This window comes from Novosphingobium oxfordense (assembly GCF_044029435.1).
Lineage (GTDB): Bacteria > Pseudomonadota > Alphaproteobacteria > Sphingomonadales > Sphingomonadaceae > Novosphingobium.
In genome coordinates this window covers 1,153,336-1,175,465 of sequence record NZ_CP147008.1, presented here as the reverse complement: position 1 = coordinate 1,175,465, position 22,130 = coordinate 1,153,336, and the positions used below count along the sequence as shown (strand labels likewise).

Here is a 22,130-nt window from a genome sequence, read left to right as displayed (position 1 = left end):
GTACAGCCAGGCTTCAGCGCCGGACCAATCCCTTGGGCTGAACCACGCCCAGATCGAGATGGGTGACGATCCCCGGAGCGGCGTCGCACACGCCCGCAATTGCGGTTGCACCGACCAGCCCCGTCCACGGAAGGCCCAGGAACGGGTGGCGGCCATCGTCGTCCTGCGTGGCCATCAGATGGCATTCGAGCGGCGGCTCCCCCTTGATCCGCACGCGGTACTTGGCCTCTCCCTCTTCCCAGACCGGGTCGATCTCGTGCCCAAGCTGCCAGTAGAAGTGGTAGACGATCAGCGGCGCGCCTTCGCACCAAGCCGTCCATTCGTAGTGCTGCCCCCCCACGGTGCCAGCCTTCACCTCGCCATAGCGGTGCTGGATATCGGTCAGTGCCGTCGCCACCTCGAACTTTACGGTGACCTTCTCGATCTCCTTGCCCAGGCCGGCGGCGATCATCGCCATGCTGGAGTAGAAGTGCTTGTAGGTTTCGGGCGAGCGGCGCGGATTTGCCAGCAGCTCTTCCGGATCGGCGCCGAATCCCATGATCTCTGTGTAGATCATGGGATTGCGCACCTTGTCGATGATCTCCGCCACTTCGATGCAGTCTACCCGGCTCATCAGCCGCGCGAGCGTCAATGGCAGGATATCGCCCGAAAAACCGGGATGGATGCCGCAGCCGTGGAACGAGACCTGCCCTTCACGGCACGCCGCCTCGATCCGCGCCGTCTCCTCAGGCAGCCACTTGTTGGGAAGGAACGGTCCCGCGGGCGAGACCACGTTCTTGCCGGAGGCCAGCAGTTGGCAGACCTGCTCAAGCGGCGGGGTCATCATGCTGGGCGCGAACAGCACCGCGTCCGCCTCCATTGCGAGGATCGCGTCGACATCGTCGGTCGCAACAACGCCGGTCGTTGGCGGCAGGCCGACCAGTTCGCCCGCATCCTTGCCGACCTTCTCGGGATTGGTGACGTAGACGCCGACCAGCTCGATCACCGGATTTTCGATGAAGTGTTTCAGCGCCGCACTGCCGACGGTGCCGGTGGCCCACTGGATGACGCGGTAGGTCTTCTCAGCCATGGTGACTTTCCTCAGTTCAGGCCGCGGCTTTGGCCGCCGTCGACGCGATAATTGGCGCCGGTAATGAAACCGGAGAGCGGGCTGGCGAGCAGGCAGGCCACCATCGCCAGTTCCGAAGGTTTGCCGACACGGCCCACGGGCGGAATGTTGAACACTTTCGCCTCGCCGAAACGCTGGCAAACCTCGTCAAAGCTCATGTCCGGGTCGCCGAACTTCTCGCGGCCGAAGCGCAGCAAGCCATCTACCATGATGATGCCGGGCGTGAGGATGTTGGCCGTCACGCCCACGCCGCGAAGCGATCCGGCCAGACTTACGGTGTAGTTGTTGAGCGCTGCTTTCGCGGCGGAATAATCCGCGCCCACATAATTGGGCTGCATCGCGACCGCACTCGACACATTGACGATCCGTCCGAAACGGTTTGCCACCATGTCCGGCACGCAGAGCTGGCATAGCTGGACGGCGCCCAGCGTGTTGGCGCGGTAGTTGGAAAGGAAATCGGCGGCATCGATCTCGACAGGCGGCTTGGAGGAGTTGCCTTCCGCATTCCCGCCGGCATTGTTGATCAGGATCTCCACATTGCCGCCCAGAGCGGCGACCGCCTCGGCATAAACCGACTGGGCAGTGCCATCCTCGGAAAGTTCGCCGATGGCGATGCCTGCGGCACCGACCGCGCGCGCGACCGCTTCGGCCCGTTCGCGATTGCGCCCATGAACGACGACCTCGGCGCCCTCTTCGGCGAGCATCCGCACGATCGCCTCGCCTATGCCGCTGCTGCTCCCGGTCACCAGGGCACGACGGCCCTTGAGATTGAGGTCCATTCATCACTCTCCCGTTCTTGCCGCAAGAGAGACGGCAAGGCGGGGTGGTGCGCCATTCCCATATGGGGATCGGCGTTTCACGCCTCAGGCGGCGGTATGCTTGAAGGACTTATGGAATGGGGTCCCGAACCATCCGCATCAGGGATAAAGGCGGCCCTGCATTACGGGTTAGGAACGCCACTTCCAGTCGGCAGCGCTGGCCCGGCAACTGCCGCCGGGTTGGGCCGCGCGACCACGCACGATGCGGCCGGTGGCAGCGCCGGTGGCCTTGCCGCCACGCAGGGCGAAGCGGCCGTTGACGATCACGTCGCTCACCCCGGTCGAAAGTTGCTCGGGCTGATCGTAGGTCGCGTGGTCGGTAATCGTAGCGGGATCGAACACGACCACGTCGGCGAACATGCCCGGCTTCAACCGCCCCCGATCACCGAGCGAAAGGTTGTCCGCCGGAAGGCTGGTGAGCCTGCGTACCGCTTCGGCCAGCGTCAGGTCCTTCGTATCGCGGACATAGTGCCCCAACAGCCGCGCGACGTTACCGTAGGCGCGCGGATGGTGCTTGGAGAGCAGGAACACGCCTTCCGGCGCGGGGGCTTCCTCGTCCGATCCGAAGCTCATCCACGGCAGGCGGATGGAGCGGCGTACGTTGTCCTCGCTCATCAGGAAATAGGCGACGCCGACGCGCGTGCCATCCTCTACGACGAGGTCCATCGCCGTCTCTTCCGGGCTCTTGCCGCGCATCTTGGCCACTTCGGCAAGGCTCTTGCCGGTCAGCGATTTCAGCGCCGGGTTCTTGAAGGCGAGCAGGATCGTGCCTTCCGGCCCCGCGCCGGCATAGAGGTTTTCCCAGTCAGCCGGGTGCGCCGTGCGCATTTCGGCAACGACTTTCGCGCGCGTGGCCGGGTCTTTCAGCCGCCCGGCCCAAGCCTGATAGCCGCCCGCCTGCACCCACGGCGGCATTGCCGCGTCGAGGCCGGTGGCACCGGCGGTATAGTTGTACATGTTCGCGGAGATGCGCGTGCCGCGTGCCCGTGCCGCCTCGATCATGCCGACGACACTGTCGAACTTGCCCCAGTTGTCGCGTCCGGCCAGTTTGAAGTGATAGATTTCCGCCGGCGCGCCCGAATATTCGGCAATGTCGATGGTTTCCTGCACCGCCTGCTCGATCCGGTCGCCCTCGCTGCGCATGTGTACGGTGTAGATACCTCCGCACTGGGCGGAGACTTTGGCAAGCGCCTTCAACTCGTCGGTATGGGCGAAAGTGGCCGGGGTGTAGATCAGCGCATCGGTAAGGCCCAGCGCGCCCTGCTCCATCGCTTCGCGCACCAGGCGCTGCATGGTGGCCAGTTGCGCCGCGTCGGGCTGAACGTCGTTGGCGCCCAGCACCGCTTCGCGCACCGTGCCGGCACTGACGAAAGAGGCGACGTTGGGCGCGATCGGCCGTGCCTCCAAACGCTGGAAATATTCGCCCAGCGTGGTCCAGTCGACATCGTAGTGATAGTCGCCCTGCTGGTCGATCATGTCCTTCTTCATCGCCGGGCTCAACGGGCCCATCGAGATTTCACCCATGACCTCCAGCGTCACGCCCTGCGCCAGGTCGGACAGCGCGCGCCCGTCGATCAGCAGGCTCTGTTCGGGATGGGCCAACATGTTGATGAAGCCGGGCGACACTGCCTTGCCGCTGGCGTCGATCTCGGCCTTTGCCGGGCCATCGACATGGGCCGCCACCGCAACGATGCGGTCGCCGCGTATGGCTAGGTCACCCCGGAACGGGATGCCGCCCGAACCGTCATAGATCGTGCCGCCCCGGACGATAAGGTCATACGGCTCCGAAGGCTTTGGCGGCGCGGCGCCGATCAGAGCGAGCGATACGCCCGAAAAAGCCAGCGCCAGCAGCGCGCGCTTCATCGGCCAGGCTCCGTGGCGGGAGGTTGCGGCGTGAACAGCAGGTCCTGATAGTCGAAGCTGAAGTCGGCAATGGGCGAGACCGGTTTGGCCGTGATCTGCGAAACCTTGCCGTCGGCATCGAGGTTGAAGGTGAGATAGGCGGGCTCGATCGCCGGATCATCGAACTTCGCTATGAAGGTATCGTACTGATAATGCGTCAGCTTGCCGGTCATGCCCGGCGTGGTCGTGAAGTCGACCGCCAGCCCTCTGCCGTCCTGCGTGACTTTCAGCGTGCCGTACCACGGATCGGCGTAGCTGCCGGCATAGCGCGCCAAAGCCAGCGACGGGCCGACTTTGGCCGGCGCGGCGCTTTTCTGCTGCACGGCCGCGAGGGCACCGGCAATGCGGGTCTTGCGGAATTCGCCAAAGCGGCTGGGCCAATCCTGCGCGGGCTGGCCGATGTAATGATCGATCAACTCGTACATCAGGCCCATGCGGGGTTCGAGTTCCTCGCTGTTCACGGTGATGGCAAAGCCCACGTCACGATCGGGGATCATGACGACGATGGTGGTGAACCCGAACAGGCCGCCCGAATGCCAGACCAGCTTGGCGCCCTTGTAGTCGCGCACTTCCCAGCCCAGCGCATAGGCATCGTAGCCCGGCGTGATGCCGGAAATCGGCGCGGGCATCGGGGAAATCGGGATCGGCGTCACCGGCGTCCACATCTCGCGTCCGGCGGCTTCGCTGAAGAGGCGGCCCTTGCCATCCGGCAAGGCGCCATGGGCCAGCTGGATCTGCAGCCAGCGCGCCAGATCGTTGGCGCTGGCAGCCAGCAGCCCCGCCGGCGCGCCGGCCTGGCCCAGCCGGTCACGCTCATCCAGCAGCTTCATCGGCCCGGTACCGCGCACCGCCTCGCCATAGCGGGCATGCGGCTGCGCGCGGTCCGGCGTGGAAAGCTGGATGGCCATGTCGGCGGTGGCGTCGGGCAAGCCGGCGGGCTTAAAGACCTCGTCCCGCATGAAGTCTTCGTAGCTTTGCCCGCTGACGGACTCGATCACCGCGCCCGCCACGATGTAGAGGATGTTGTCGTAAGCATAGGCGGAGCGGAAGCTGGTGGCCGGCTTGATGTAGCGCAGCCGCTTGACGATCTCCGCCCGCGAAAGCTTGCCGCGCGGCACCATCAGCAGATCGCCCGCGCCAAGCCCCAGCCCGCTGCGGTGGACCAGCAGATCGCGCACGGTCATCTCGCGCGTGACCCAGGAATTGTACATGCGGAAATCGGGCAGGTGGTCGATCACCTTGTCATCCCAGTTCAGCTTGCCCGCATCGACCAGCCTTGCCAGCGCGGCGCTGGTGAATGCCTTGCCCGTAGAGCCGATCATGAACAGGGTATCGGCATCCACCTTCTCGGGCGATCCCAGCTTGCGCACGCCGAAGCCCTTGGCGAAGACCACTTGCCCATGCTCGACGATCGCCACCGACATGCCCGGCGTACCCGACTTCTCGCGGATCTCCTCGATCCGCGCGTCAAGGTTCGCAGGCGGTGCGGCAAGCGCGGGATGCGCGGCGGCGGCGAGCAGGACAGCACCCAAGACAGCGGATCTGACGGTCACTCTAATACTCACTGGGCGATCTCCAGAGGAGCGGCGGGCCGGCGGCGCAATACGACCACCAGCAGCAGCGGAACGACGTAAAGGGCGATCAAGGCCCAGGCGAGCGCGGAATATCCAGACGCAATCAGCGTTACGAGGCCCACGCGATCGGCGATCAACATGCAGGGCGCGAGCACGGCCAGCGCCGTGCTGGCGCGCAGCCACGGGCCGAGAACGGCGCCGGTGCGCGCGATCCGCTCGTTGACCGCGTGGACGGCTCCGGTGCCGCTTTCCAGCAGCGCGGTGAAGATCATGAACTGGAACAGGATGTGGAACGCCGGATGGCCGAGGCGGGTCAGCATGTAATCCGATGGCAGCACCGCGTCGGCAATGCCCGGCATGAACGCGGTCATCGCCAGGAAGAAGATCAGCGCCGGGATCATCGCCAGCGGGCCGGCCAGCAGTCCGGCGATCACCGCATCGCGGCCTTTGCGAAAATGGCGCGTCACCGGCAGCACGATCACCGCGCCGATGATGTTGTACCCGGCATAGATCACCCCGCCGCTTGCCCAGTTGCCCGAAGGCGCGGGCGCATGACGGAAGGCATTGGCGATGCCCTGCCCCGTGCCCGACAGGATCAGCACGAAGAACACCGCATAGGTCGCGTAGAGCAGGATCGACACCCAGAGGAAGACGCGCTCCACCCCGCGATTCCCGAAGGCAACGCAGGCCACGATCGCGAACATCAGCGCCAGCGTGCCCAGCAAGGGCGGAACGCCCAGCGTGGCCGCCGCGATGGCGCCTGCCGCCGCACCGAACACGGCAAGGATCAATACGATGAAGACCGCATAGGTGATCTCGAACAGCACCCAGCCGCGGCCCAGCAGCGCTTCGAAGAAATGACGGTAATCCCGCGCGCCCATCGCATGGGCCAAGCGGAAAGTTGCGGCGGCCACGATCGACCAGATCGCCATCGCCAGTGCCATCGCCGCCAGCCCGCCCCAAGGGCCGGAGGGCAGGAAGAACTGTGCGATCTCCCGCCCGGTGGCGTAGCCGCCACCGATGATCACGGCCTTGAAGGCAAGGCCTGGCAGGAGGAAGCGGCGAAAGCGGTCAGCGGCGCGGCTCACTCCTGCATCTCCATCAGTAGCAGGCGTCGAGCAGTTGTTCGAAGGCTTGCCCGCCGCGCATCGGATCCGCCGCCGGTAGGCCCATCCCCTGTGCGGTTTCGGCGATGACGCGCGCGGCTTCGGCTTCGGACAATGCGCCGGTGTTCAGGCTGATCCCGGCGCAACGGATCGCCGGATTGGTCAGCTTGCCGGCCATCACCGTCTGCTCGATCACTTCGGAGATCGACGGCACCGGATAATGCGCATGGCCCAGGATCGCGGTGCGGCCCGGTTCGTGGCAGACCACGAACAGGTCCGGCTGGCTGCCCAACAGCAGCGCCAGCGAAACCGGCGCATAGGCGGGATGGAACAGCGACCCCTGCCCCTCGATCACGTCGATATGATCGGGCGCGGCGGCCGGGCTGAGCAGTTCGGCGGCGCCGGCCGCAAAGTCCGCCACCACGGCGTCCAGCGCCAGCCCTTCACCCGCGATCATGATGCCGGTCTGCCCGCTGGCGCGGAAGCTGGCGTCCAGTCCGCGTGCGGAAAGTCCCCGCGCGATGGCCAGCGCGGTGTATTTCTTGCCCAGCGCACAATCGGTGCCGACAGTGAGGATCCGGCGGCCCGAACGCTTGTGCCCGCTGGCGATCGGCAATCCCGCCGGCGGCGTACGCAAGTCGTGCAAGCCGCGCCCCAGCCGTGCCGCCGTATCGCGCAGCGCCGGAATATCGGCCATGCGGGCGTGCATGCCGGCGAAAAGGTCCAGCCCGGCCTGCAGCGCGTCCAGCAGTGCCGGCATCCAGCTATCGGGGATTATCCCACCCTGATTGGCGACGCCGATGACCATGGCCTTGGCGCCGCGCGCGGCCGCCTCTTGCGGGGTCAGCCGCGCAAGGCCGGTGCTGACGGTGGCGGCTGGCAAGGCAAATTCGCCGATGCAGCGATCGCCCGCCCAATCGCGCAGGCCGAAAGCGGTCTTCGCGAAGCCGGAAACGGTCGTATCGCCCAGAAACAGCAGGTAAGGCGAGGGAAGTGCGTGCGTCAGCATCACACTCCCCTCGCGGCCCCCCACGGACATTGCGGAATTCGTCATGAAAACAGGATCTCAGATCTTGGCATCGAGAGTAAGGCCGAAGCTGCGCGGGCGGATCACGCCGACGCCGGCGGCGCCGTTGGGATAGCCACCGGTGTAGTCCGCGCTGATCAGGCCCTTGCTGTTGCCCAGGTTCTTGGCATAGGCGGTGACTGAGAAACGGCCGAAATCCAGGCCCGCGCGCAAGTCTATCACGTCATAGGCGGGCAAGGTGATCTGCCGCCCGAAGGTGGCGAGGTAGGTCGGGTTATAATTGCCGCTCTGCTGGCTGAGTGTGCGAATCGATCCGCCGATGAACGCCGATGCATCCTTGCCGACCGACCATTCGTAATCGCCGTTCAGGCTGATGTTCCACTTGGGAACGAAGGGCAGGGCATCGCCCTTGCTGCCGCCGACCAGCAGCGGATCGGTGTCCGCCGTAAGGCGCGCGTGGGTATAGGCGCCGTTCAGCGAGAAGGTCAGCCCGCGCTGCGGATGCAGGCTGGCGGTGAATTCAAAGCCGTCGCTCTTGGCCGAGCCGCCATTGGTGTTGACGCCATAGTCGTTGACCACTGCCAGCAACTGGATGTCCTTCCAGTCGATATGGAAGGCGGCAATGTCGATGGAGAACGTCTTGTCAGCCGTTTCCGCCTTCACGCCCAGTTCGTAGCTGATCAGCGAGTCCGAATTGTAGGTGGACGGCGTGCCGGCAGGCGCGCCCGGCGGGATCAGGTTGGGGCCGCCGGGACGGAAGCCCTTTGCGACGCGGGCGTAGATCGCCGCGCTCTTGCTCAACTTGAACTTGGGGGCGGCCGACCAGGTGAACACGCCTTCCTTGGACTTCGCGCTCAGCGCGTCCGCCGCCAGCAGGCCTTCGCCGCCCTGCGACGCGCTCTGGCTATTATGGCTGTAGCGGCCGCCGAACGTGAAGTCGAAACGGTCACCCAGATGCAGCGTACCGTTCGCGAAGCCGGCGAACTCCTCGTACTTGGAGCGCAGGAAGATGTCGGCCAGCAGCGGGAAGCCGGTCATTGGCGTAGTGGTGCCGGCGTCGTAGACCTGCAGCAGCTGCAGGATCGCGCCCTTTTCATGGTTGTAGTAGCCGCCGACCATCCATTCGAACATGCCCTCGCCCTTGGACGACAGGCGCAGTTCCTGGGTCACGCGCTCCACATTGGTGTTCTGGGTCAGCCCGATGTCGGCAGCGGCAGTGCCGGTGACCGGATCGTAGAGCCCCAGCAAGGTTCCGTACTGCACGGTGTAATCGTCGCGCAGGTGTTCCTTCAGGGTGCTGTAGCTGGTGGTCGAAAGCAGATCCGCGAAACCGAGATCGGCCGCGACGGTGCCGTTGTAGAGCCGGTAGGCGATATTGGTGAATTCGGGCACGAACTGCGACTGGGTGAGGCCGCCGTAGAGCGGCGTCAGGCGCGCCGGATCGGCCTCCACCACGCTGGCCGCGTCGCTGTCCAGGTTCTGGAGGATCGCGGTCAGCCGGATGGAGAAGGCATCGCTGGGCTTGAACAGCGCGGAAACGCGGCCACCATAGCTCAGCGTATCGTTGATGTTCTTCGCCAGGTCCGAACCGCCGGTGCCGATGGAATCGATAAAGCCGCCGTAGCTGCGATAGAAGCCGGAGGCGCGGATCGCGAAATTGTCGGAAACCGGCACGTTGACCAGCGCCGATCCCATGTAGGATGCCTTGCCGCCATCGGTGCTTTCCACGCTGCCACGCGCGCGTGCTTCCAAGCCGTCGGTCTGCGGCTCGTTGGTCACGAACTTCATGACGCCGCCCAGCGAACTGGCGCCGTAGAGCGTGCCCTGCGGCCCGCGCAGAACCTCGATCCGGGCAACGTCGAAAGTATCGAGTTCGCCGGAGAGAATGGCCGAGTTCACGAGGCCACTGGAAGACCCGAACGGTGTTTCGTCGACATACGTGGCAACCGTGGCAGTGGCACCGCCAGTGTTGATGCCGCGCAGGACCACGCGCGCCTCGCCCGGGTTGCTTTGCGAAACCTGCAGGCCGGGAACCAGCTTCAGATAGTCCTGAAAGGTCACGGCGCCGTTACGCTCAAGCGCGTCCCCGGTGACGACGGAAACTGCCTGCGGCACGTCGACCAGGTTTTGCGCGCGCTTCTGTGCGGTGACGATGATTTCGCTGGGATCGGTGACCGCGCCGCCGGGCGCCTCATCGGCGCGTGCGACACCGGCAGTGAGCAGCGCGGCAGCGCTGCATGACATCGACAGAACGAGCCGAACCGTTTTCATTGCCTGTGTCCCCCTAGAACCCTGGTGCCCGGGCCAGTCAACGCCGGCCTGAATCATCTTAATTAGAAATTTATTGTCCTAATCAGAAAATTGTCAAACAGATTCGATAAAGCGGTTTCCCCGCCGGTCTATGGCCGCCAGCAAAAGCGCCGCGGCGGCCGCGATTACCGCCAGCAACAGGAAATAGAGCGCGTGCGGCATGCCGCTCCACAGCGTGCCGATCAGCCCGGCGAACAGGCTTCCCGCAAAAGTCGCAAGGTACCAGGCGGCAACGGTGGTGGCGCCCAGCCCCTCCGGCGCGAGGCGGGCAAACAGGCCCAGGCCGGTGGGCAGGATGAACAGCTCGCCCAGCGTCAGCACCACGAAGAATAGCGCCAGCCACAGCCAATAGGCCGTACCGCCGGTCGCCGCGATGCCGGCCAGCAGCAGATAGGCGCCGCCCACGATCAGCGCGCCGATGGCCATGCGCCGGATGGGACGCTCTCTGCCGCCCGCCTTCGCACGGCGGCGCCAGAAGGCCAGCAACGACGGCGTCATCGCCATGACCAGCAGCGGATTGAGCGACTGGAACCACGTCATCGGGATCGTCCACGCGCCCAGGTGGCGATCGACGCCGCTGTCCGCCCATAGCGCGACGGTATTGCCTACTTGCTCGTAGGCGCCGCGAAACACCGTGACGGACAGCGCCACGGCCAGCAGCAGCAGCAAGGTGCTGCGCGGGAAGCGCGCGCGGGGCAGTGCATGATGCTCCACCACCGGATGGCGCGCCTGTTCGGGCAAGTGGCGCTGGCCCCAGAGGTAGATGCCCAGCCCCAGCACCATGCCGATACCCGCCGCGCCGAAGCCCCAGTGCCAACCGTACAACTCGCCCAGCGTCCCGCAGATCAGCGGCGCCAGAAAACCGCCAATGTTCACGCCGACGTAGTAGACGTTGTAGGCCCAGCCCACGCGCGGATCGCCGGGCTCGTAAAGATCGTCGATCTGGCTGGGCAGACTGGGCAGGAACAGCCCATTGCCCAGCGCGATGGTGGTGAGCGCGAGGTAGAACAGCGGCTCGAACGTCATCATGAAATGGCCCAGCGCCATGATCGATCCGCCGATGACGATGGCCCGCCGCTTGCCGAGATACCGGTCCGCCACCACCCCGCCGACGATCGGCGTGAAATAGGCACAGGCGGTGTAGATCCCGTAGATGACCGAGGCCTTTTCCTGCCCCAGCAACAGTTCGCGGGTCATGTAATAGACCAGCAGCGCGCGCATGCCGAAGTAGGAGAACTGTTCCCACATGTTGGTGAGGAACAGCACGGTCAGCCCGCGCGGCTGACCAAACCATGTGCGCGCTGCCGGTCCCGTCATGCGCGGCCCGAACCCCAGACCTCTTCCGAGGCGAAGAGCGTGCCGTCGGCGTAAGTCACCGACGGCCGGCGGTCCTGCTCAAGAAAAGTCGGCCCATCGAGATCGACCAGATCGGCGATCTGGCCCAGCACGAAGCCGGGCGCTGTGGCGAGGCTGGTGCCGACCATGGTTCCGACCATCACGCCCAGCCCAAGCCGGCGCGCCTCGGCGGCCATCAGCAAACCCTCGGTCAGCCCGCCGCACTTGTCGAGCTTGATGTTGACGACGTCGAACCGGCCTTTCGCGCCGGCCACGTCGGCAAGGCAGATCAGGCTTTCATCCCCGGCGATCGGCACCGGCGAGACGAAACCTTCCAGTTCCGCCTCCGCCCCGCGCGCCAGCGGCTGTTCCAGCAGCGCCACGCCGCTTTCGACAAGGGCCGCCACCAACGCGTCAAGATCGGCGCGCTTGAAGCCTTGGTTGCCGTCCACACCCAGCCAGACATCGGGCCGTGCCGCACGGATCGCGGCGACGCGCGCCAGATCCAGTTCGACTTCGCCGGTCAGCTTGACCTTGATCGAACGCGCGCCCGTGTAGCTGGTCGCCTTGGCCGCCATCGCCTCGGGCGTATCGGCGCTTACCGTGAAGGTGGTGACGATGGCCTTGGGCGCTTCCGCCAGCCCGGCCAGTGCCCAGACGGGCTTGCCGGCGCGGGCGGCTTCCAGTTCCCACAGCGCCGCGTCCACCGCATTGCGGGCGCCGCCGGGCGGCAGGATCGTGCGCAGTTCCTCCCGGCTCGGCCCGGCCTCGATCGCCGCCCGCGCGCCTTCTATCTGGGCGCGCATATGTGCGAGATCGTCGCCGAGGTAATAGACCCCGGCCGCCTCCCCGTGCCCGCGATGCGTGCCGTCATCCAGCGTGACGACAAGGACGTCGGCCGTTTCGAAGACGTAGCCCGCGATGCGGAACGGCTCGGCCAGCCGCAGCGTGTCGGTCTCAACCTCAAGCCGCAGCATCAGTACATCACCGAGGGTACGAGCAGATGGAAGACCAGCGCGACGTAGAGCGGAACCAGCGCGGCCAACACGACCAGCACGCTCCAGGTCTTGGCCGGCCAGCGGCGGCCGTCACGCCAGGTGAGCACGGCATTCCACGCCGCAGCAGCCACCATGCCGAAGAAGGCCAGCGCGCTGGCGCCCTTCAGGAACCAGAGAATGCCGTCGCTTGCCGCGCTCAGCACCGAAAGGTTGGAGAAGGCGCTGATGATGAACGCGGTCCAACCGCCGGCCGCCGCCAAGGTCAGCAGTGCGCCAAGGCGGGTGGCGCGATAGGCCATGCGGGCCTTGCCCTCCACCTTCAGCGGGGCGGCGAAGCGCCAGCGGGTGAAGGCGGCTACCGGCCACGACAGGAAGGTCAGCAGCAGGATCGCGAGACTGGCGTAGATCGCCGGCTTCAGCCATGCCGAGGAACGCCATGCCGACACGCGGTCGAACACGGTGAACGGCGCGACCAGATCGAAGCTCCAGCGCACGACCTTGCCGCCCACCACTTGCGCGGCAAGGCGATCGTGGCCGTTGTGATCGCGCCAGACGAACGGTGCGATCTCGTCCCACTTCTGCACGCCGCCGCCAGGCGAGGTGAGCGAGGGCACCAGCAATCCGCCGTCCTTGTCCACCGTCACCTCGGTCTGGCCGAACAGGTTCAGCACGTCGACGAAGTTGGAACTTCCCCGGCGGCTGCTTTCCCACAGGCCCGTCATCAGCTTGGCATGTTCGGCCGCCGTCCTGCCATCGATGCGGCCGTCCTTGACGGTGGAGGGGAAGTAGCGGTCGGCAAAATCCTGGAACAGTTGCAAGCGCACGGTATGCGCGCCGCCTTCCTTGCCCGCGCTGTTGAACGAGACGTAGAAACCCACGCCCTCGTTCATGAACAAGTGCAGCGAAGTGTGGAAATTGTTGGTGTCGCCCAGATGGCCGATGACTTCGCGGCCGTTGATATTGGTTTCGAAGAAGCCCAGTTCCATGCGGTTCAGCGGGGGCACCAGCGAGACGGGATTGACCTTGTCCAGCGGGCTGTTGTGCATCGTCGTCGCCGTTTCCGGCTTCAGCAGTCCCTTGCCGTTCTGCAGGTGCGCGATCATGAACTTCGCCATGTCGAGGCCCGAGGCAGAGAGCGAGCCGGCCGGTGCCGGGATCACCACTTCGAACGGCTCCGCATCCTTAGATGCGCGCGGATAACCCGTCGCCACCAGCGGCTTCAGGTTGCCCGGCAGCGGCTGGCGGAAGCTGGCGGTCTTCATGTCCAGCGGCCGGAATACGTGCGCCTCGACATAATCGTCGAACCCCATGCCGGAGGTCCGCTCCACCACGTAGCCGGCCAGCGACGTGGCCCAGTTGGAATAGGCCGGCGTGGTTCCGGCATCGAAGATCCGCGTCGGCGTCCAGCGCTTGAGGTAGGTGCCCAGCGGGATCAGCCCGTCCTGCTTGTCGGTGATGAGGTCCTTCATCGCCTCTTCGAAACCGGCGGTATGCGTCATGATCTGGCGCATCGTCACCGGCTTGCCATTGCGGGGCGGGATCTTGAAATCGAGGTAGGTGTTGATGTCCGCGTCGAGGTCGATCTTGCCCGCTTCCACCTGCTGCATCACCGCGGTCCAGGTCACCAGCTTGGATACCGAGCCGGGCCGGAACAGCGTGGTGGCGGGATCGACCGGTTTGCGGTGCGCGATATCGGCATAGCCATAACCGCGCGCGGCGATGACCTGACCGTCCTTGACCACGGTCACAACGGCACCTGCAATGTCATTGGAGCGCAGGGCGAAGGGCATGTAGCCATCGAGCCAGGCGTCGACGTCGGTGGCGTTCAGTTCCCGTCCGCCAGCGGCGTTGGCCGCGGGTGCGGTCGACTTGGCGCTGTCGGCCGGCAGCACCGTCTTCGCAGTGGAAAGCGGCTTGTCGGTGGGCACTTGCGCCGTCACCATCGCGCCAGCGGCGGTCAGCGTGGCGATCAACCCTGCTGCGAGAATTCCCTTCGTACGTCCCCGGTTCATTGGCCCCACCCTTTCGTATCCCCGTTGCGCGCGACGCGATGCGTCGATACAGTTGGGGAAAGTTTCTCCAATTGGGTGATTGTTATCCTGATTGGAAAATTCGTCAATGGGCTGAAAGGAATCCAGTTTGCCCGATACTCCGTCGACGCTCGGAGCACTGCTGCGCGGCCTCCGCGCGCGGGAAGGATGGACGCTGAAGGAAATGAGCGCGCGGAGCGGAATCCCCGTCTCCACCCTCTCCAAGGTTGAGCATGACCGGCTTACGCTGACTTACGACAAGCTCCAGCTGCTGGGCCAGCGGCTGGGCATGCGCATGTCCGAACTTTTCGCGGAAGAAGGAGAAGACGCCGCCCAGCCCGTTACCGCGCGGCGCAGCATCGGCGATATCGCCCATTCGGTCCGCGTCGAGACGGCCAACTACGACTACTACTATCTCTGCACAGAGCTTCGCCGGAAGCGGATGATCCCGGTGATCACCAAGATCCGCGCGCGATCGGCGGAGCAGTTCGGCGAACTGGTGCGCCATTCGGGCGAGGAATTCATCTACGTGCTGAGCGGCAGCATCGTCGTCGAAACCGAATTCTACGACCGCATCACGCTGGAAGCCGGCCAGTCGCTCTACATCGATTCCAGCATGGGCCACGCCTATCTGGCGGCCGAAGGCTGCGATGAGGCGGAAGTGCTGGGCGTGATGTCCAGTTCGGACGACACGCTGATGGAAGCCATGCTGCATATCCATGAAGAACAGCGGCAGAATGCCATTCCCGCCAACGAAGATGGCCCTGCCACCCGCCCCTCCCGCAAGAAAAAGGTGAAGTGATGCGCGCTGCCACTGTACTGCTCTCGACCCTTCTGCTCGCATCCACCTCGCTCTCCGCCGCTTCCGCCAAGACCGCTGCCAAGCCGGCCGCCGACTATGCGGCGCGGGTAGAGAATGTGCTGCGCACCACGCCGCTGATCGATGGGCACAACGACTGGCCGGAAATGCTGCGCGAAACCGAAGGCGACAAGCGCTGGACCATGGACCTGCGCGACCTTTCGGCGAACCCCGCGCATTACAACACGGACGTCACGCGGCTGCGCAAGGGCCTGCTGGGCGGCCAGTTCTGGTCGGTCTGGGTATCACCCGACCTGCCGGGCGACCAGCAGGTGGTCGAGACGCTGGAGCAGATCGACCTCGTCCGCTCTATCGTCGCGCGCTATCCCGATACCTTCGCGCTGGCGCGCACGGCGGATGACGTACGCAAGGCCCATGCGGCGGGCCGCATCGCCTCGATGATCGGGGTCGAGGGTGGCGGGCAGATCGACGGCAGCCTCTCCGTCCTGCGCAGCTATGCCGCACTGGGGGCCGGTTACCTGACGCTGACGCACTCGCGCAACATCGCCTGGGCTGATTCCGCCACCGACAATCCCGAACACAACGGGCTGACGCCGTTCGGCAAGCAGGTCGTGCTCGAACTCAACCGGCTGGGGATGCTGGTGGACGTGAGCCACGTGAGCGAGGCGGTGATGCGCGATGCCATCGCCACGTCGAAGGCGCCGGTGATCTTCTCGCACTCCAGCGCGCGCGCCATCAACGACCACCCGCGCAACGTCTCCGACGATGTGCTGCGCCTGATCGCCGCGCATGACGGCGTGGTGATGGTGAACTACGCCTCGCTCTACGTGTCGGACGCCTATCGCCACTGGTCGGCAGATGCGGCGGCGGAGAAGATCCGCCTCAATTCGCCGCCCTACGGCGGCCTCGACATCGGCCAGCCAGACAAGGCGGCGGCCGACTATGCCGCATGGCTGAAGGCCCATCCGAAGCCGCCCGTGGCGTTGGGCGAAGTGGCCGATCACATCGAACACATCGCCAGGATCGCCGGTGTCGATCACGTCGGCATCGGTTCGGACTACGACGGGGTGGGCAACGAACTGCCGCGCGGGCTGGGCGACGTTTCGACTTATCCGGCACTGCTGGCCGAATTGATGCGCCGGGGCTGGAGCGATGCGGATATCGCCAAGCTGGCCGGCGGCAATGTGCTGCGCGTGATGGAAGCCGCCGAACGGGTCGCCGCCGCGCCGTCCACCTGACGGGGCGTGCCGGCCTCGACCTAAAGCAGTTTCCGATCCGATTGCATCGGATCAACTGCTCTAAGGTTTTGGTTTTCCGCGTTTTCCGAGTCATCAGGTGATTCCACCTGATTAGAAAACGCTCTAGTGTAATCGTTCCGCCGAGCACGCGCATGCCCCTGCCGTCTGCGGCTGCGATCAGCTTGCGAAAGCCGGCGCCGAAGCCACGCCCCGCTCAAACCGGTCAATCGCCGCTGTGCCCTACCCATCGCGCGGCAGGCGGTTGCCTGCTCATGCTCATGCTCATGCTGACGACGCCGCAATCAGATCGCGGGCTCGGCCGCGTCTAGGCGCCGGGCCTTATCTCAATCTCCACTTTCTCGATCTTGCCGGTGAACTTGAACGGCATCTTGTAAGTGAAGTCGACGGGCGAGCCTGTATCCATTCCGATGTCGAGGCCTTCGCCGAGCGAAAACTGGATCGGCACGGTACGTTCCAGCCGCCCTTCAGCCACTTTCACTCCATTGGCCGAGAGCGTCACCGTGCCGCCCTTGCCCATGCCGCCGCCGTCGTACTTGAAATCGGCAACCAGCGTAGTCCTGCCCTTGGGTAGCGGCGCCTCGGCGGTAAATGTCGGCCGCTCGGCCCCCAGGAAGTTGTAGACGAAGACCGGCTTGCCCTCGCGCAAATAGAGGCCATAGCCGCCCTCCAGCCCGCCATGGGTCACGATCATGCCTTCCGCCTTGTCGTCGGGCAGTTCGATCTCCGCCGTGATCGTCCAACTCTTGTTGAGCATGTGCATACAAGCCCCGTCGGGCAGCGCGACCTGTCCTTCGTAATAGACCGCCTTGGTCCGGTCGCCGACCATGCTGGGGCGCCCCATCAGTTCCGCATTCATGCGGACCGTCGCCCGCCAGTCGAGCGGCAGCACATTATACTTGGCCGCCTCAACCCACCACATGTCCTGCAATTCGCGCAGCTTGTCCGGATGCTTGTCCGCCAGATCGTGCGCCTGCGAAAAGTCCTGATCCAGCTTGTAGAGTTCCCACACCTGCTGGTCCGGATCCCAATCCTCGGACCGAACCGGCTGCCACGGCACAAAGCTGGGGGCTGAGGCCATCCAGCCGTCGTGATAGAGCCCGCGATTGACGCCCAGTTCGAAGTACTGCGTCCGCCGCTTGCTAGCGGCGGTGCCGTCATCGAAGGTTGCCGCGAAGCTGACGCCCTCGATCGGCTTCTGCTGAATGCCATTCAATTCGCTGGGCGCGGTAACGCCGCAGATCTCGTAGAGCGTCGGCACGATGTCGATCGTATGGATGAACTGATCCCGCAATCCGCCTTTATCGCTGATGCGCTCGGGCCACGAAATGATCATGGGGTTGCGTGTGCCGCCGAAGTGGCTGGCCACCTGCTTGGTCCACTGGAACGGCGTGTTCATCGCATGCGCCCATGACGACGGGAAGTGGTTGAAATGCTTGGGCCCACCCAGCTCGTCGATGGCCTTGATGTTGTCCTCCCACTTCTCCGGGAAGCCGTTGAAGAACATGTTTTCGCATAGGGAGCCTTCCAGCCCGCCTTCCGCGCTCGATCCGTTATCGCCGGCGATGTAGATGATGATCGTGTTGTCGGCATCGGGCATCGCCTTCACCGCATCGATCACCCGGCCCATCGCCGCATCGACTTGGGCGCCATAGCCGGCGAAGACTTCCATCATCCGGGCGTAGAGCCGCTTCTGATCGTCATTCAGGCCATCCCAGGCCGGCAGGCCCTTCGAACGCTCCGTCAGGTCGGTATCGGCGGGAACTACGCCCAGCTTCTTCTGGCGTTCCAGCGTCTGTTCGCGATAGGCGTCCCAGCCCATGTCGAACTTGCCCTTGAACTGGTCGATCCACTCCTTCGGCGCCTGGTGCGGCGCATGGGTGGCCCCGGGCGCGACGTAAAGGAAATAGGGCTTGTCCGGCGCGATGCTCTTCACTTGCCGTACCCAGGTGATCGCGCGATCCGCCAAATCCTCGGTCAGATGGTAATCGGGATCCTCGGACGCCGGCACCAGGTTCTTGTTCTCATAGAGGATCGGGTTCCAGTGATTCATGTCACCGGCATTGAATCCATAGAAGTAATCGAAGCCGAGCCCATTGGCCCAGCGATCGAACGGACCGGCCGCGCTGGTCTCCCAAGTCGGCGTATTGTGGTTCTTGCCGATCCACGCGGTCATATAGCCGTTCTGGCGCAGCACTTCGCCGACGGTACCGCAGTTGCGCGGCAGCACGCAGCAATAACCGTCATAGCCGGTGGCCAGTTCAGTGATCCCCGCGAACGAGGCGGAGTGGTGGTTGCGCCCAGTGATCAGCGCCGCACGCGTGGGGCTGCACAGTGCGGTAGTGTGGAAGTAGTTGTAGCGCAGTCCCTCGGCCGCGAGCCGGTCCATCGTCGGCGAAGGCACGCCGCCGCCGAAAGTGCTGAACTGGCCGAAGCCAACGTCATCCAGCAGGATCAGCACGATGTTCGGCGCGCCCTTGGGCGGCTGCACTGGCTGCGGGAAGGTAGCCGGGTCCGAATCCTTGAACGTGCGTCCGATCTCACCCGTAAAATGGAAGTCGGGGCGCGGCAGAATGTCAGGGGTCTTGTCGTCCGGCATGGGAAAGCTCCTGTGGGAAGGCCCGCAATCGTAAGGCCGCTTTGGAGAGCGCCTTATTGGGGATATCCCGCAGGATGACGGGGGATTCCCTGAAGGGGAGAAGGGCCAATACCGGCGGGGTTCACTGCGCGGCCGCCTGCTGTCGCCGGGGATCGTGGCCCATTTCGCAATCCACCTCGCGAACTCGATGCACAATGGCGCGCTGCTTGTGCCAGGCGGGGGGAATTGGAGACATTACTCGCCGATGTTCGCACGTATCCGGCGAAGATACTGAAGCGGATCGGAGCCAGACAAAGAAAACCCCCCGGCGGGTGGTACCGAGGGGGGTGTTTGTATGTTTGTATGTCTGGTTGCGGGGGTAGGACATTTCAGGACAACTATGCAATTGATTTAACACATCATTTTCACTTCACTTAATCATACCACCCCCAAAAATACCCCCACAAACATCCGCTTGCGCCGGCATGTGCATTTCATGCGACAAAAAAGTACATTGGTTAAAATTGGCCCGACCATACGCGACGAACGGGGCGGCTTGCGTGATCGCGGACGGCTTCTTCTCGCCGTTTGTACCATTTGCCTACAGTTTCGGCGCTTATGTCATAGCCTGACGACCAAGCCCCTAGACTCAGCCGAACGACCAATTCCCGTTCGTACAGCCGGTGAGGTCCGGGCTTGAAGATGTATTTGCACCATCACGAAACTTGATTAAAAGGCGTAATAGCGCGCCGCGAGTGTTCTGCGATAGCCTCATTTAGCCAGTTGCCAATGAAGTTGCGCCAGCGGACAACTAGGCCTCAACCTACTTTATGAGGATCGCTCGGCCGCTCCGAGAAAACCTTGGATACGCAGCTTAGCGGCGCGATACTAAACGCACGCGTAACGCCTCATTCGCGGCATCGCGGGACCACCAGAGGGAAAAGCTCTTGCATTTGTTCCCTATATGTTCTATATATTGTGGCGGTCGTGAGTGATCGGCCATGGCGTTGCAACGAAATTTAGCGAACCCGCTTGCCTAACGATCCATGTCCATAATCTCAACGACTACGCCAAAGCCGTACCATGGTCGACAATTCTGAAGAACGGTCGTTAGCGTGCTGATGCGTAACCGATCCAGCGCCGCCACAAGTTTCTATTGCAGTCAGCGAAATTGCATAATCTGGCAGATTATCGCCGGGGCTAGCGAGATTAGTTCACAAATAGTTGGCATACCAATTTCTGCGTTAATTGAAGAATGTTTTGGTTCTCTTGCCATTACGGTGAAACTGATGCCAAATTTCATGAACTTTGACTGGATGTTTGTGCCAAAAATACATTCCGAATTGCTTGCAAAGATATAATGCGACGCGTTAGCATGGAATTTGCAAGCCTCTGAGTCTGCGGGAGTATGCTCCTCTGACGCGCTGCGGCTGCATGTAAAAGGAGACTGGCTGGATGCGATATCTTACCGTAGTTTTATCCGCTGCCTATCTGGCATCCGCCCCCATCGCTGATGCTCAGGTACTGGCACCACCGGCACCAAACGGCCAAGACTTTTTGATCAATGATCTAATATCCTCGATAGAGAACAAGGACGTGGCCAAATACTCTAACCTTCTTGCGGATGACGTGAAGGTATATGAGGGTGAACGGCTGATAGCCGACAATAAAACATCATGGATGACGCAATTTGGAGAGCCACTTGCAGCTGCGGGCGTCACCTATACGATCAAGTCTGCTTATCCATCAAGCGGCAGCCTACTAACTATTGAGTATTTCAACTCGGCGGGAAGTTGGGGGAACGGACCGCCATCTCACTGCTGCTGGCACTATGACGCTGTGTCCTACACATTTGTAGGAGGAAAAATCGGGGAGATTCATCGACTTTCTGGCGGCCAAGAAGACATCATTTCTAAGAAGTAATCAACATAAGGATCGAATATGCCTGGTGAGATTATTGTAACTTCGCGCGTTGGCACTTTTGATTTCACCAATGCGGTCATACAAAACACCGCAGGAACACAACAGATGCTTGTGGCGCAAGCCACGACGTTCTGGACTGCAAAAACACTAGTTACCAAAGAGATTGATGTTATAGGCGATGACATCACCGTAATCGGAAACTCGATGAAATCGACGGTGTTCAGTCAATTTATAAACATGTATGCTAGCCAGGGGGCGGTGATAAATTCGTCCATCATTGGCGCCATTAAGTATGGCGAACTTGTAAATATTCTGAGAAATTTGAAGTTCACTGCCACAAATCGAGAGTTCGGCGTAGGGCGCGCCGGCGAGAACGGCGTGGGTATCGGCAACTCCGAGGTTCCGGTCGTTATCAACGTCACCGCTCTTCGCAATTACAACCTTCTCAACGGCGGACTTCAGTATCTGGTCTGGCATGAGGTCGCTCACGCGTTGAAGTCCATGCAGCAATTCAATGCTGCGATGTGGGATGAATACCGGAGTGGTTCCGGCAGCGGCCTTTCGGCTGACGTTCAAGCTAAGCAGTATCCGGATAGCGATCAGTTCAAAAGGAACGAGGCCCGGGCCAACACCATCGCCAGGGAACTGGCAGGCGGCGGTGCCAACTGGAACTTCACACCGCCTTATGGATACGAGGTTCCCTGACGCTTTGGCGGCATTGAGGGCTGGCACGCAAGCTTGTATCTTCTGAGCCTATCGCCTTGGAGGATGCAAACGGCAACATCATTCCATCCTTGAGTCAGCGGCTTTTCCGTCGACCGCTGGGTAAAATTCGCCGTGCTTGAATGACAGCCTTCAGACTCTCGATCGTAATCACTGTCGATCGTCCGACTTTGGCAGCCTCAAGATCACCAGCAGCAATGAGCAAATAGATTTTAGATCGACTAAGACCCGTCATGCGCACTGCATCTGGAATCCGTACACTGATCGGGTCGAACTGACCCAACGCACGCATTTCGCGATTAACGTTCCTTGCCACGGTGAAACCTTCCGTTGGTCAGACCAGGTGGAGAGTGAGCCGGTGTATCGAGACGAGGCACATTAGGGGACTATGAGCTTATCTTCCACCCCGTCCTCTTGCTCGGACAAACGACCGATCGCTGCTGAGAAACGCCTCAAGCATTGCCGGTACCAGAACTGACACCGGCTCTTCTCGACCATAAGTTGAAGCGTATAACTTCGCGTAGTCCTGAAGCGCTTCGGCAAGTTCAGGTACGATGTGAATGGAGAGCTTTACCGGAGTCCGATCGGGCAATACTGGTAGCTTCAACTCAGTCATAGTGAT

At 63.0% G+C, this 22,130-nt stretch carries 17 protein-coding genes; 4 read left to right on the top strand and 13 right to left on the bottom strand.

The features are described 5' to 3' along the window. Positions 1–13: 13 nt before the first annotated feature. The 10 genes from WBP07_RS28030 to WBP07_RS27985 all read right to left on the bottom strand — a co-directional run bounded on the left by WBP07_RS28030 (position 14) and on the right by WBP07_RS27985 (position 14,190). Positions 14–1,069, bottom strand: a complete 1,056-nt coding sequence (locus WBP07_RS28030) for a hypothetical protein (protein ID WP_395398226.1) — start codon at positions 1,067–1,069, stop codon at positions 14–16. 11 nt (positions 1,070–1,080) lie between these two features. Beyond that, positions 1,081–1,887, bottom strand: coding sequence for an SDR family NAD(P)-dependent oxidoreductase (locus tag WBP07_RS28025; RefSeq protein WP_395398225.1), 807 nt, complete (start codon positions 1,885–1,887; stop codon positions 1,081–1,083). Positions 1,888–2,055: 168 nt separating this feature from the next. Then, positions 2,056–3,789: an amidohydrolase family protein gene (locus WBP07_RS28020; protein WP_395398224.1), complete on the bottom strand. Its 1,734-nt coding sequence runs from the start codon at positions 3,787–3,789 to the stop codon at positions 2,056–2,058. Next, the gene (locus tag WBP07_RS28015; RefSeq protein ID WP_395398223.1) at positions 3,786–5,381 is read right to left on the bottom strand and encodes a serine hydrolase; all 1,596 of its coding nucleotides are present in this window, start codon (positions 5,379–5,381) and stop codon (positions 3,786–3,788) included. Before WBP07_RS28015 ends, WBP07_RS28020 begins: the two co-directional genes overlap by 4 nt. A gap of 8 nt (positions 5,382–5,389) precedes the next feature. Continuing rightward, on the bottom strand, positions 5,390–6,490 hold the full coding sequence (locus WBP07_RS28010) for a hypothetical protein (protein ID WP_395398222.1): 1,101 nt from the start codon (positions 6,488–6,490) through the stop codon (positions 5,390–5,392). A gap of 13 nt (positions 6,491–6,503) precedes the next feature. Next, positions 6,504–7,517 (bottom strand): DUF1611 domain-containing protein, encoded by a 1,014-nt coding sequence (locus WBP07_RS28005; protein ID WP_395398221.1) that lies wholly within the window; start codon positions 7,515–7,517, stop codon positions 6,504–6,506. A 57-nt stretch (positions 7,518–7,574) separates the two neighbouring features. Beyond that, on the bottom strand, positions 7,575–9,806 hold the full coding sequence (locus WBP07_RS28000; protein ID WP_395398220.1) for a TonB-dependent receptor: 2,232 nt from the start codon (positions 9,804–9,806) through the stop codon (positions 7,575–7,577). A 93-nt stretch (positions 9,807–9,899) separates the two neighbouring features. Then, on the bottom strand, positions 9,900–11,162 hold the full coding sequence (locus WBP07_RS27995; protein WP_395398219.1) for a peptide MFS transporter: 1,263 nt from the start codon (positions 11,160–11,162) through the stop codon (positions 9,900–9,902). Then, positions 11,159–12,157, bottom strand: coding sequence for a dipeptide epimerase (locus WBP07_RS27990; RefSeq protein ID WP_395398218.1), 999 nt, complete (start codon positions 12,155–12,157; stop codon positions 11,159–11,161). The genes WBP07_RS27995 and WBP07_RS27990 overlap by 4 nt, the downstream gene beginning before the upstream one ends. Further along, positions 12,157–14,190 carry a serine hydrolase domain-containing protein gene (locus WBP07_RS27985; RefSeq protein ID WP_395398217.1) on the bottom strand — a complete coding sequence of 678 codons (2,034 nt, stop codon included), beginning with the start codon at positions 14,188–14,190 and terminating at the stop codon, positions 12,157–12,159. Before WBP07_RS27985 ends, WBP07_RS27990 begins: the two co-directional genes overlap by 1 nt. A gap of 127 nt (positions 14,191–14,317) precedes the next feature. Between WBP07_RS27985 and WBP07_RS27980 the strand changes: the two genes are divergently transcribed. Next, positions 14,318–15,010 (top strand): helix-turn-helix domain-containing protein, encoded by a 693-nt coding sequence (locus WBP07_RS27980; RefSeq protein WP_395398216.1) that lies wholly within the window; start codon positions 14,318–14,320, stop codon positions 15,008–15,010. After that, positions 15,010–16,266, top strand: coding sequence for a dipeptidase (locus tag WBP07_RS27975; RefSeq protein WP_395398215.1), 1,257 nt, complete (start codon positions 15,010–15,012; stop codon positions 16,264–16,266). Before WBP07_RS27980 ends, WBP07_RS27975 begins: the two co-directional genes overlap by 1 nt. Before the next feature lie 325 nt (positions 16,267–16,591). Here WBP07_RS27975 and WBP07_RS27970 read toward each other — a convergent pair whose 3' ends face one another. After that, positions 16,592–18,883: an arylsulfatase gene (locus WBP07_RS27970; RefSeq protein WP_395398214.1), complete on the bottom strand. Its 2,292-nt coding sequence runs from the start codon at positions 18,881–18,883 to the stop codon at positions 16,592–16,594. A 1,434-nt stretch (positions 18,884–20,317) separates the two neighbouring features. Here WBP07_RS27970 and WBP07_RS27965 point away from each other — a divergent pair. Both WBP07_RS27965 and WBP07_RS27960 read left to right on the top strand, forming a co-directional pair. Then, a complete protein-coding gene (locus WBP07_RS27965; RefSeq protein WP_395398213.1) occupies positions 20,318–20,785 on the top strand; it encodes a hypothetical protein in 468 nt (155 codons plus the stop codon). An 18-nt stretch (positions 20,786–20,803) separates the two neighbouring features. Continuing rightward, positions 20,804–21,490: a hypothetical protein gene (locus WBP07_RS27960; protein WP_395398212.1), complete on the top strand. Its 687-nt coding sequence runs from the start codon at positions 20,804–20,806 to the stop codon at positions 21,488–21,490. A gap of 94 nt (positions 21,491–21,584) precedes the next feature. Here WBP07_RS27960 and WBP07_RS27955 read toward each other — a convergent pair whose 3' ends face one another. Both WBP07_RS27955 and WBP07_RS27950 read right to left on the bottom strand, forming a co-directional pair. Next, positions 21,585–21,800, bottom strand: a complete 216-nt coding sequence (locus tag WBP07_RS27955) for a helix-turn-helix domain-containing protein (RefSeq protein WP_395398261.1) — start codon at positions 21,798–21,800, stop codon at positions 21,585–21,587. Between the two features lie 102 nt (positions 21,801–21,902). Beyond that, entirely contained in the window at positions 21,903–22,124 is a 222-nt protein-coding gene (locus tag WBP07_RS27950) for a DUF2274 domain-containing protein (protein WP_395398211.1), read from the bottom strand. Positions 22,125–22,130 lie beyond the last annotated feature (6 nt).